The 12,353-nt window shown below is 39.9% G+C and carries 12 protein-coding genes; 9 read left to right on the top strand and 3 right to left on the bottom strand.

Features of this window, described 5'->3' with window-relative positions; translation table 11 throughout:
* Positions 1-261: 261 nt before the first annotated feature.
* The 3 genes from J8L97_RS21095 to J8L97_RS21085 all read left to right on the top strand — a co-directional run bounded on the left by J8L97_RS21095 (position 262) and on the right by J8L97_RS21085 (position 2,130).
* Positions 262-1,029, top strand: a complete 768-nt coding sequence (locus J8L97_RS21095; protein WP_211052593.1) for a type 1 glutamine amidotransferase domain-containing protein — start codon at positions 262-264, stop codon at positions 1,027-1,029.
* A 91-nt stretch (positions 1,030-1,120) separates the two neighbouring features.
* Positions 1,121-1,876, top strand: a complete 756-nt coding sequence (locus tag J8L97_RS21090) for a phytanoyl-CoA dioxygenase family protein (protein WP_312037200.1) — start codon at positions 1,121-1,123, stop codon at positions 1,874-1,876.
* Positions 1,877-1,971: 95 nt separating this feature from the next.
* Entirely contained in the window at positions 1,972-2,130 is a 159-nt protein-coding gene (locus J8L97_RS21085; RefSeq protein WP_211052591.1) for a hypothetical protein, read from the top strand.
* Positions 2,131-2,224: 94 nt separating this feature from the next.
* Here J8L97_RS21085 and asnS read toward each other — a convergent pair whose 3' ends face one another.
* Positions 2,225-3,622 carry an asparagine--tRNA ligase gene (asnS, locus tag J8L97_RS21080; protein WP_192507376.1) on the bottom strand — a complete coding sequence of 466 codons (1,398 nt, stop codon included), beginning with the start codon at positions 3,620-3,622 and terminating at the stop codon, positions 2,225-2,227.
* 307 nt (positions 3,623-3,929) lie between these two features.
* Here asnS and J8L97_RS21075 point away from each other — a divergent pair, with 307 nt between their 5' ends.
* Positions 3,930-4,364 (top strand): AAA family ATPase, encoded by a 435-nt coding sequence (locus J8L97_RS21075; protein ID WP_192507377.1) that lies wholly within the window; start codon positions 3,930-3,932, stop codon positions 4,362-4,364.
* A 165-nt stretch (positions 4,365-4,529) separates the two neighbouring features.
* On the opposite strand, the gene J8L97_RS21070 is transcribed toward J8L97_RS21075, so the two are convergent.
* Complete coding sequence (locus tag J8L97_RS21070) at positions 4,530-5,387, bottom strand: hypothetical protein (RefSeq protein ID WP_211052590.1); 858 nt, start codon at positions 5,385-5,387, stop codon at positions 4,530-4,532.
* Positions 5,388-5,921: 534 nt separating this feature from the next.
* Between J8L97_RS21070 and J8L97_RS21065 the strand changes: the two genes are divergently transcribed.
* From J8L97_RS21065 to J8L97_RS21045, 5 genes are all read left to right on the top strand, one after another.
* Positions 5,922-8,369, top strand: coding sequence for a M1 family metallopeptidase (locus J8L97_RS21065; protein WP_409455176.1), 2,448 nt, complete (start codon positions 5,922-5,924; stop codon positions 8,367-8,369).
* Positions 8,366-8,860 carry a DUF6702 family protein gene (locus J8L97_RS21060; protein WP_211052588.1) on the top strand — a complete coding sequence of 165 codons (495 nt, stop codon included), beginning with the start codon at positions 8,366-8,368 and terminating at the stop codon, positions 8,858-8,860. Before J8L97_RS21065 ends, J8L97_RS21060 begins: the two co-directional genes overlap by 4 nt.
* A 60-nt stretch (positions 8,861-8,920) precedes the next feature.
* The gene (locus J8L97_RS21055) at positions 8,921-9,835 is read left to right on the top strand and encodes a GTP-binding protein (RefSeq protein WP_210997609.1); all 915 of its coding nucleotides are present in this window, start codon (positions 8,921-8,923) and stop codon (positions 9,833-9,835) included.
* A 152-nt stretch (positions 9,836-9,987) separates the two neighbouring features.
* On the top strand, positions 9,988-10,938 hold the full coding sequence (locus J8L97_RS21050) for a nucleoside hydrolase (protein WP_211052587.1): 951 nt from the start codon (positions 9,988-9,990) through the stop codon (positions 10,936-10,938).
* A gap of 125 nt (positions 10,939-11,063) precedes the next feature.
* Positions 11,064-11,351: a hypothetical protein gene (locus J8L97_RS21045; RefSeq protein ID WP_211052586.1), complete on the top strand. Its 288-nt coding sequence runs from the start codon at positions 11,064-11,066 to the stop codon at positions 11,349-11,351.
* Between the two features lie 58 nt (positions 11,352-11,409).
* On the opposite strand, the gene J8L97_RS21040 is transcribed toward J8L97_RS21045, so the two are convergent.
* Positions 11,410-11,826, bottom strand: a complete 417-nt coding sequence (locus J8L97_RS21040; protein WP_247682608.1) for a methylated-DNA--[protein]-cysteine S-methyltransferase — start codon at positions 11,824-11,826, stop codon at positions 11,410-11,412.
* Positions 11,827-12,353: the final 527 nt, after the last annotated feature.

Below are 12,353 nucleotides of genomic sequence, written 5' to 3'. Positions count from 1 at the left end.
TCGGCGTTGCTTTCATTTGTAATAGCCCGCTATTACTGCACAAAAGCGCCTTGAGATTGAACAAAATATCATCATTGGATTGTACGTAAGTTTGTTTATAAAACATCTTCTATTCCAAAACCTTTATCCAAATCTGAGGTTAATTAAACGCGTAGCCTAGTTTTAGATACCAAGACTTTGTTAATTTCCTGTAGTGGGTTTAAACCTTTCTTTAAATCACTGCGTCTAAGAGGAGGCATTTAACAATTAGGTAGGGAAATTATGAAAACGATAAGTGGGCTCTTAATTGCGTGGATATTGGCGTGTTATGTGGGAGAGGTGGTTGCAGTAGAGCAAAAGAAAGTGCTGATCATGGTATCGAATACTTTAGATATGGGGGATCCAGAAAAACATGATGCACGGAATAATTTATGGGAGGTCGCGCCTCCACACCATGTTTTCATGAGTCATGGGTATTCTGTTGACTTTGTTTCCCCCAATGGCGGAAAGGCTGAATTTATGATGAACCCCGTTGGGATCAGTAGCTATACAATTAAATATGAAGGGTTTGCTGATAAAACACAGCGAACTTTAAAACCTAAACAGCTAGACTTGAGTCAATATTGGGGCGTATTTATTGGAGGAGGTTATGGTCCCTTATTTGATATTGCTAACAATAAAAATATGCAAACCATCATTGCTGCTGTGTATCAAGCTGGAGGAATTATTGGATCAAGTGGCCATGGGGCTGGAGCATTTGCCAATGTGATTTTACCGAGTGGGGCATACTTAGTGCAAGGAAAGAAAGTAGCCGGTTTTCCTGACTCAACGGAAAAATCAAAATCATGGGCGAAGCAGGGCACTTTGTTACCATTTTTGGTAGAAAGCCAGTTAAACAAAAATGGCGCAAAAGCACAAAATAAAGAACTATTGGTTGATAAGCATGAGGTTATTGTTGACCAAAGAATTGTGAGTACTATGTTCTTACCGTCAGCGGCACTTGTGGCAAAAGAGATGATTACGCTACGAGAATCAGGTAGTAGACATTGAATATTTGATAGAAAGTCATAAGTAAAATTTATTCGAAAGGGGCTGTATTTAGCTAAAACTTGGGACAGCATATTATTTGAGAGGTATGGATGTGACGTTAGAGTTTGAAAAAAGAGGTTTTGCTGTGGTTAGAAATGCGCTGACTGCCAAGGAGTTAGCGCCAATTAAGGAAGCTACGCAGTACTACCATAGGTTATGGAAGAAAAGACACAACGAAGCATATAAAAATGGAGCGATAAATTCCGCTTATTTAACTCATCAAGCGCATTTACCTGAGGGCAAGCGTGCAATACTTTTTAATGTGATTGGGTCCCATAAATTGCGTCAGATCATTGATGATACACTTGGACCTGATGCGGCATTTATGAATACTCAGCTATTTTTCGATCCTTTGAATCCCAACCAAGCAAATTATTGGCATAGAGACTCACAATATCATCTAACAATTGAAGAGCAGAAATTGGCGCTAACAGGCCCCAATGTTGTGCATTATAGAGTGGCTTTGACAGATGACCCCGGCGTAGAGCTAGTACCGGAAACCCATAAACGATGGGACCGTAATGACGAGCTAGATATTAGGTTGCAAAAAAATGGTCATACAAACGATGAAGAAATAGAAGGTGCAGTTAAAATTTTTTTAAAGGCCGGAGATATACTGGTTTTTTCAGCTAACATGATCCATCGGGGTCTTTATGGCAAAAATCGGTTTGCCTTAGATATACTGTTATGTGACTCAGACCCTATGTTCGAGAAACATATAAGCCGAGGTATTTTGCCTAGTGAACTAACGTTAAAAGAACTCGAAAATCCATCACTTTTTGTAAATACGAATGTGCTTATTTCATAACGCACCTGAGTCCACTTAATAGGAACTGCCTAGGTTGTTATTTAACCTAGGACGCTATAGGATGGTAGTGCAATAATAAATAAAAGGACATTGTTATGAAATTAATATTAAAAAAATCTAAACTAAAATTGCTTGATAAGAAGTTAGACTTAGCATCAGAGAATACGCCACAAGTAGCAGGTGGCCGTCTTTATCCCAATACATTTGGACCACTGAGTGAGTGTCGATGCCCAACAGACTGGGTTTGTCCATAGAGGTTGGTTGAGATACTAAAAGATAGCTAAAATAAAAAACCCTGCCGAGCAGGGTTTTTTATTTTGTACGTATCACTGGCTATTGAGCAGGACTTTAGTACGTTGCGCTGCCTTTTGTACGTGGGAAAGCGATAACATCACGGACATTACCCATACCAGTAACATATGCAACTAAACGCTCAAAGCCAAGTCCAAAACCTGAATGTGGCACTGAGCCATACTTACGAAGATCGCGATACCAGCTGTAATCTTCTTTATTCAGACCCATTTCTTCCAAACGTGCATCAAGAACATCTAACCGTTCTTCGCGTTGAGAACCACCAATAATTTCACCAATACCTGGGGCGACTACGTCCATGGCTGCGACTGTTTTACCATCTTCGTTTTGACGCATGTAGAATGCTTTAATGTCACGTGGGTAGTTTTTAATGACAACTGGCGACTTAAAGTGTTCCTCAGCCAAATAACGCTCATGCTCAGATTGTAAATCAACGCCCCATTTAACAGGGAATTCAAACTTTTTACCACATTGCTCTAATATGGTAATTGCGTCGGTATAATCAACTTGTGCAAAGTCTTTTTCTACAAACTCTTCAAGGCGCGAGATTGCGGTTTTTTCGATACGTTGAGCGAAAAACTCCATATCATCACGGCGTTCTGTTAATACAGCATTGAATACATATTTCAGCATGCTTTCAGCAAGGTTTGCTACATCATCTAAGTCAGCAAATGCCACTTCTGGTTCAACCATCCAAAATTCAGCTAGGTGACGAGATGTATTTGAATTCTCAGCTCTAAAAGTTGGACCAAAGGTGTAAATTTTCGACATTGCACTGGCGTATGTTTCGCCATTTAGCTGACCAGAAACCGTTAAGAATGCTTCTTTACCGAAGAAATCTTCACTGTAATCCACATCGCCCTTATCAGTACGAGGCAAGTTATTCATATCCAGTGTTGAAACACGGAACATCTCACCCGCACCTTCACAGTCACTTGCGGTGATGATTGGTGTACTGATCCACATGTAACCTTGTTCGTGAAAGAAGCGGTGTAATGCTTGAGACAAACAGTTACGAACACGTGTAACCGCGCCTATTACGTTAGTACGAGGTCGTAAGTGAGCATGTTCGCGCAAGTATTCAATGCTGTGACGCTTTGCAGACATTGGGTATGTATCTGGGTTTTCTACCCAACCAAGTACTTCAACTGAGTTCGCTTGAATTTCGTAAGATTGACCAGTACCTTCAGATTGTACAAGCACACCCGTTACTTTCACAGAGCAACCCGCGGTTAAACTCGTAACTTCGTCATAATTATTGAGCGAATTAGGTACGACAGCTTGAATAGGGTCAAAACAAGAACCGTCATGAACGGCTAAGAAAGAAATACCTGCTTTTGAATCGCGGCGTGTACGGATCCAACCTTTAATTGTTACTTGGCTGTCTACCGCAACGGTGCCTTTTAGTAGCTCCGTTATCGCTATGTGGCTCATCTTCACTCCAATGATATAAGTTACCTAAATTAATCGAGTGTACCTACGGTCATTCGTAGGCACAAGAACCGTATCTTACCTTTGATACGGCAATAAAAAAACCGCCTGAGGCAACTCTTTTACATCTAGTCCCAAATTTATTGAAATTAACGACAGTTTTACATTTTTTTCGAGTGTAATTTGTTCGCTTTAGGATAATTGCATTATGAGTCAGCTATAGTTCATGATTCTTCTAAAGATTTATGGCATTATAACCGTATTAAGACTCACTTTATTTGCTTAAGAGCATAGGTAATAACAATTGTCGATGAAACAAGTTTTTATCCTGAGAGGGTTGCCGGGAAGCGGTAAAAGTCACTACGCTGAGTCTCTATCAGATGAGATGGTTGGGGGTGACGAGAGCCAGTTTTTTATCTGTTCAACCGATGACTACTTTTATAATGAAGAAGGTGAATACCACTTTCAAAAGTTCAAATTGCCCCAGTTTCATAATTTAAACTTGGCGCGCTTTATTAATGCGTTGGCAGAAGGGATCCCACTGATTATTCTCGATAACACCAACATTCGTAAATGGGAGTTCGTGGCTTATAGCACTGCAGCGACGGCAATGGGCTACCAAGTAAAAGAGGTCATTGTTGGAGAAGTGAAAGATAAATCACTGCAACACCTGTATGCAAAGCGAAATACCCATGGCGTGGCGTTAAAAACCATTAGTAAAATGGCATATATGTTTGAGTGGTAGTGTTGTGATTTAATACAGTGTGTTAATTAAGCCGACTTTGAAAGCCGACTTTGAAAGTCGGCTTTGTTTTAGGTGTTTTTTTTAGGTGTTTTGCACATGAGTGAGCGCGCAGGCCAAGTATTAGTATTTTCAATCTAGCAGCTTAATACCACAGAAAAAAATAGCTTATTTAGACGCTTTACACCCTTTAGGCGGTTCATCACTGCATATGATGTCATTAATTATCACGGTACCACCATTATAAATTCGCCCTTCAATATAGATTTTCACCCCTGATTGAACCATATGATTGATTATACGTTGCAACGCTTCTGAGGATCCCCGTGCTTGGTACCCAGAATAATTCCCTTCAGATAACATAATTCCCTTATCTCGACCAGAAAAAGCAACGGGTTCGAACGCGATTGAGACTTTACCATTGAGGTTTTTGATCACCCCTTTGAATTTAAAGGTATAAGTTGTGCCATCACTCGGAAAAGCCACATCAACGGCCATTTGTACCGCCAATACTTGATTTATGATTGAATTACCCAAGGTGACTGTCGCAGAGGTAAGCGCCCCAGCGACATTACCCGTAAAGTAATCGCTCAACGCTTGCTGAATTGCTTGCTTTTCATACACTGACTTGGCAGCTGTGTGCGCGCTAGCTATATTTGTATACGACCCTAAAAATGGACGAAGGTGATCAATGGTTACTTGGCCATTGGCTAAATCTTTGATTGTATTAGACACTTGTTTAGCTTGATTAACCGATGTTTTAATTGCTTGCTTCACTGGAATTGGCCAATACATCAATAGGCCTTCTTCACGCTCTGTCTGGAATGCCTTAATTCTATTACCCGTGTAATCAATGACATGCACTTTCCCACCATTGGGGGCATACTGAATGGCTTTGCTTTGCATTTGTTGATCAGAGCAGGTGTTGCAGAGCGCGATACTTTCACTTGTAAAACCAAATGAGCTAAAGACCAAGCTGATTGCTGAAAGTATGTTTGTACCGTGAAGGTACTTAATTGTTTTCATATTTATATCCTTATGTGTATGCGTAAGTTAATTGTTAATTTATTGTTTTTTTGTGGCTTGTCAATTATTAGCAAAAAGAAATATATTCTCGAATAATTTTTGGAAGGATTTTTTATACCACTAATCGTAAATTTACGCAGTTCATCGCGTTACTTTAGGTTGTGTTATATTATAACATTACAATGGCGTGGTGGTAATTAGTGTAACGAGGCATTGAAGTGTCCTGCCAATTTAACCACGTTCAATCACAGGTATTCAGTATTGAATATTCATTTGAGCAGGGAAGAGGCGATGGCACTATTTATCGCATCGTCGTAGCGTGGTGATTTTTCGTATCGATAATGTTCGCATTTTCACGCTTTGAAATATCAATTACCACGTTATTTTTGTTACCAGTACTTGCACTTAAAACTACTAGATTTAGGTTTTGATGTGCGTTCGGGTTCGAAATAATGATATCTGATGAAAACTTTAGGTACATAACCAATAATAAGAAGTTGAAATATGAAGAACATAACATCGTCAATACTCACAATGCTTCTGCCTTTTGTTATATTCGGTAATGCATATGCTTCCGCAATAAAACAAACTAAAGGCGATTTTGAAGATAAATTTCGTCAGCTTGAAGAGGTGCTCCCTACACCCAATGTTTATCGTAATACAGCAGGTGAGCCGGGAAAACGCTATTGGCAGCAGAAAGTAGACTACAAGATCAAAGTATCTCTTGATGAAGTGAAGCGACGCTTAACAGGTAACGAAAAAATTACCTATCACAACAATTCACCTTATCAGCTTAAATATTTATGGGTCCAACTGGATCAAAATATATTTAAAGATGATTCTATCGCTAACCAAGCTAATAACTTTGGTGGTATTGGCAGGCGAGGGCCATTAACGAAAGCCGGAGATAAAGATAAACGTGCTAAATTAAGCTTGGAAGAATTACGTCGTCAACAATTCATGTCAGACAACGGGTTAGGTTATGAAATAAGCGCAGTAAATGATAAGCGCGGTAACAGTCTGAATCACACTGTGGTAGGTACACAAATGCGCATAGATTTACCTAAGCCACTACCGTCGGGTGAGAAGGTGGAGTTTTCTATTGCGTTTGCATTTAATATTGTTGAAGAAGATGCGCTTTCGGCACGTTCTGGCTATGAACATTTTCCAGATGACGCACGCGAAGGTGGCAACGATATATTTTTGCTCGCTCAGTGGTTTCCTCGCTTACATGCCTATACAGATTATGAAGCATGGACAAACAAAGAGTTTTTAGGTCGTGGAGAATTTACTTTAGAATTTGGCGATTATGAGGTTGAAATTGATGTACCAGCCGATCATATTGTTAGTGCAACTGGGGTGTTGATCAATGCTAAAAAGGTGTTGACAAGAACCCAAAGAAATCGTTTAAAAGCTGCAAAAACAGCAAAACATCCCGTGTTCATTGTCACTGAAGAAGAAGCCTTAGAGAATGAAAAAGCGGCTACCAATAAGCGAAAAACATGGAAGTTTAAAGCTGAAAATGTACGAGACTTTGCATGGGCATCGTCTCGTAAATTTATGTGGGACGCTAAAGGGTATGAGCAAAAAGGCGAAACCATGCCACACGTTATGGCAATGTCGTTTTATCCTAAAGAAGGTGGCGATCTTTGGAAAAAGTATTCAACTGAGTCCGTCATTCACACTATGGACGTTTACTCTCGCTTTTCTTTTGATTACCCGTATCCAACTGCACAGTCAGTAAATGGTCCTGTCGGGGGTATGGAATATCCAATGATCACGTTTAATGGTCCTCGCACCGAATTGCAAAAAGATGGTACTCGAACTTATTCACAAGCAGAAAAGCGCTTTTTAATTGGCGTAGTCATCCATGAAATTGGTCACATTTACTTTCCAATGGTGGTTAATTCAGATGAACGTCAATGGACTTGGATGGATGAAGGGCTTAATAGCTTTTTAGACGGTGTCGCGGGACGAGAGTGGGACCCAACCATCCCTTGGGGTGTTGAGCCTCGAGATATTGTCGGTTATATGAAATCAGAACACCAAGTGCCAATCATGACACAATCAGACAGTGTATTGAGATTAGGGACGAATGCGTATACAAAACCGGCGGCTGCGCTGAACATATTGCGTGAAGTTATTTTAGGAAGAGAATTATTCGATTTTGCTTTTAAAGAATACTCACAGCGATGGAAGTTTAAGCGCCCAACCCCATCTGACTTTTTCAGAACGATGGAAGAAGCATCCGGTGTTGATTTAGATTGGTTTTGGCGCGGTTGGTTTTATTCAACCGATCATGTGGATATATCGATAGATAGAATCTACAAAATGCGCCTTGATACTCATAATCCTGATATTGATTATAAGCGGTTACGAGAATCCGAGCAGAATAAACCATCGTCACTGTTTGTTGAGCGAAATAAAGCGCAAGGGAAAACACTGTGGTTGGATAGAAACCCCAGCATTCGAGATTTTTACGATGAGCATGATCGTTTTACAGTCACAAACGAAGAACGTAATAAATACCATGAGTTTTTAAGTGAACTAAAGCCTTGGGAGCGTCAAACACTTGATCGTGCTGTTGCGGAAGATAAAAACTACTATGTTTTGGAGTTTTCAAATATTGGTGGGTTGGTGATGCCGATATTGCTTGAGCTAAATTACACGGATGGGAGCAGCGAGAATCATTATATTCCTGCTGAAATTTGGCGTAGGACTCCTGCCAATGTTCGCAAATTGATTGTAACTGATAAAGATAAAGAGTTACTTAATGTCGCGGTCGACCCTGGTTGGGAAACTGCTGATGTAGATGTAGAGAACAACTATTACCCGCGTCGTATTATCCCATCTCGTGTTGAGGCATATAAAGCGAAAAAGAGTAAACAGAAAGTACGCAGAGACATTATGCAGGATATTAAAACCCCATTGAAGAGTATTGATGAATTCAAACAGGAAAATAGCAAGGTTGATAAAAAATGAAAACGCTAAACCTGTTATTTGTGTTGTTGGCCATGTTTGTTTTTGACACTGCATTCAGCCATCAAAAAAAATCAGCTGAAACGACCGTTTTATTTAATAAACAGTCTAATAAGCTGGAAATCATGCATCGGTTTTATTTGCATGACACCGAGCATGCCGTGCAGAAATTATTTAACAAAAAAGCAGATATTTTGGATTCTAAACAGACTCAACAACTGTTTGCAAAGTATGTTTCACAGCAGTTTTTTGCGCGAGATTTATCTGAGCAAGCACTGATATTAAACAACGTAGGGTATGAAGTCGACGGTCAGTTTTTTTGGGTATATCAAGAAGCTAATTTACCCGAAAATATACAAGGGATTAAGTTATTTAACGGTACGCTGAGAAATTTATGGCCAACCCAAGTGAATATGGTCAATATTGAAGGCAAAGGAAAGGTGCGTACCTTATATTTTTCAATGCATAAAAATTGGTTAATCGCCAAGTTTTAATTTACCCGCAGTGCCGAGGTCACTTTTGGCTGAGGCACGCTTTTATTTTGGAGGTTCGCTGTGGAAGCAATCGTTGTCATCGTCGGTTTCTTAGGTGCAGGGAAAACGACCCTTTTAAAAAACCTCATTAAGAGTGCGTTAGTGCAAAACTGGCAGCCATTTGTCATATTAAACGACTACGAAAACGCTAACTTAGATATTGATCAACTCAGTGATGATATTGACCCTAAGTCGTTAAAGTCATTGAGTGGAAGCTGTATTTGTTGCAGTGGTATATCTCAGTTACGAGATACGGTTAATCGGATCCCTAGTCGGCCAAAAGGTATTACGTTAATAGAAGCAAATGGCACCACCGATGCTTGTTCATTAATGGGGTTTTTAGGTGTGGGGATAGACGCAAGATTTTTACCGCCTATTCAATTGTCTGTTATTGATGTAAAAAACTGGCAGACACGAGGCGAACATAATGAGCTGGAAGCGAACCAAATTCAAGTATCTTCAATAATCGCTTTGGCGCATTTAGAGCAATTACCCTTAAGTAGAGTTGCTCAGGTGACTGCTGAAATTAAAGCCATTAACCCAAGTGCCACGATTTTACCCATCGACACACTGGATCTGTCACAATTACCTGAAGTTACGCCTATTGATAACGATATTAAAAAGCTCGCACATCACAAAGCGCATTGGGCTTCTTGCTCAACTGATTTACCTAATTTGCCTGTATATAGCTGCATTAAGGAAATATGTACGCTGTTGCCCAGTACTATTTTACGTGTGAAAGGGTGCACTCAAATAGCAAATGAAACACATTTTACATACTTTGAGCGCTGTCCTGATGGAGAAGTTTACGTAAGGCCATATAAAGGGTCACCCACGACTGGTGCAAAACTACTCACAATTGGGCCAGGGAGTGAAAAAAACGTATTAGAGGATGCGATTAAGCAAAGTTTACATTTGGTATCAGTAGAAGGGTAGTTCTGCGCTTTTAGTTAGAATAAACATTATTAAAATACTATTTGGAACGTTTTAATTGTGGGTGCAATTCGTTTAATTCTTGAGTATTATACAGAGTGTAATAATCAACTTTATTGCCAAAATTAACAAGCATTAATAGTTAAGGGGATGTTATGAAAAAAATAATAATAGATACTGATCCGGGCATCGATGATGCTATGGCCATTTTGCTTGCTGACGCAAGTGATGCAGTTGATTTAATTGGAATAACAACAACGTTTGGTAATGCATCGATTGAAAATAGCACACGTAACGCACTTTATTTAAAGGATAAGTTCAGTTTAAAAGCAATCGTAGCACAAGGTGCTAATACTCCATTGGTACTGCCAGCCAGCCCTCCAGCGACGGTTGTGCATGGAGATAATGGGTTGGGTAATATTGTTATTCCGACTGAACAACAAAGCCAAGCGGTAAGTCAAACGGCCCATGACTATATTATAAATAGTGTTAAAGCGCATCCTCACGACATTACACTTGTTGCGATAGGTCGTTTAACTAATTTAGCACTAGCATTAAACAAGTCACCGGAAATTACTTCGTTGGTCAAAGAAGTGATTATCATGGGGGGCGCTTTTGGCTTCAATGGACATTCAGGTAATTTGACACCGTTTGCCGAAGCAAATGTTTATGGCGACCCGCATGCGGCAGATATTGTTGTATCTGCTGATTGGCCTGTGACCATGGTCGGTTTAGATGTCACTCAGCAATCAATTATGACTAACGCATATATAAATAAACTTAAGTGTGAATCATCAAGGTATGACGCATTCATTTCTGAAATATCAGCGTTTTACGCGCATTTTTATCATGCGGACTTAGGGTTGGATGGATTTTATGTACATGACTCATCGGCAATCGTGTATGCGATTGCACCTGAAATATTTACAACTGAACGAGGCAACATAAGAGTCGTTACTGAGGGGGTGGCAACAGGGCATACTTTATTTAAACAAAGCGATAGGCTATTTCCAATTGACGAGTGGAGCAATTATCCAAAGCAAACAATTTGTACTAATGTAGACAGCGAAGCATTATTAAATTTGTACATGAACAGTTTAACATAGTGCGCAAACAGGTTGATTTCGGGCGCGCGCAGGCTCTGTATTTTCCCACTCTGTTTAAATCCTATAAAAATAAGTAAGACGAAGGGATTCGCTTTACGTATAACAAATACTTGCCATGTACGTATATGTTACTAAAGCTAAGCTTAATCACCCATGAGGATCCGTTTTTTAAGCGAGCGACAAAACTCGCGACGACTTTTAAAACACAGCTAATTGATAACCCAAATTATAAGAATGAATCTGCTTGGTATGATGCCGGAATATTGCTACTTATAGGCAACAAAGTATGTGTATTAATAGCGAATCATGCCGGTTTTTTTGCGCGCCAACGGAGCAAGACGCGTTACTTGTTTTACAATTGTCACACTCAGATTATCGAATTTAGAATGGACTTGCTGAGTTTAAATATGTAGAAATCAAACCTAGCAAAAACTGCGCACAACTGTAACGGGTGGATTGATATTCTTTAGGCTACAGTGGATTGAAGAGATTATGCTCCAAATCAAGCAAACGTTTTTTTAATGATAAGCCTCCACCGTAGCCTACGAGGGACCCTGAAATGTCTAGAATCCGATGACAAGGTACGATGATAGCCAATGCATTTGCCCCGTTAGCATGGTGTATATTTTGGGTGGTGTACTTTGCTGGTAAGTGCTTAGCCAAATCGTCATATGTTGCAGTGCCGCCATAAGGAATACTGGTAAGTGTTTGCCACACAGACTGCTGAAAATCATTACCAACCATGCGTAAAGGAATATCAAAATGGCGGCGTTCGGCCATAAAATACTGCGTAAGTTGCTGCTCAGCTGCGGTTGTAATATCGTCACTTTTTTCTATGAAATCCGCATTGAGGGTATGCTTGATCCGCGTATCGATCGTGCGCCTCATCGCTCTATACCTGAAGTCACACAAACATAAGGTGTTGTCAAAGGAACCAAGAATAAACTCTGCGTAAGGGTGTTTAAAATATTGGATATTTATATTCTTCATTGACGTGATAAACCAAGCTGAGATCAGAGGTGGAACATATTATCTGCGATAATATCAATTAAATCAGATAGTAGGAAGTTCCTTTTGCCGTTCGGAAACGGTCTCACGATGCAGAAAAGTGTTAGTAATGCTAGTAATGCGTTTGTGTCTTTAGGTTTTACGTGTTTAGTGAGGTAGCTGCGGTACGTGTTGCGTTTAGTGCTGTAAATAGACGCGCTACACATTCGTTGAATGGTTGATGCTGCACTACACTTATAAGCATATAAACCCTGAGTTTTAACGATGCAACATAAATTATTGACCGCACTACTCATAAGCTTGCTTTTCACCTCATTAAATTTGCAAAAACGGGTTCATGCTACCAATCAAGGTTTTAAAGCGGGTGTCATTGCACAAACGTCATATTTTGATGCTCAGATAACTAT

This window comes from Pseudoalteromonas sp. MMG012, assembly GCF_018100875.1.
GTDB lineage: Bacteria > Pseudomonadota > Gammaproteobacteria > Enterobacterales > Alteromonadaceae > Pseudoalteromonas > Pseudoalteromonas aurantia.
The sequence above is the reverse complement of the archived record's forward strand: the minus strand, read 5'-3'. Positions and strand labels throughout refer to the sequence as shown.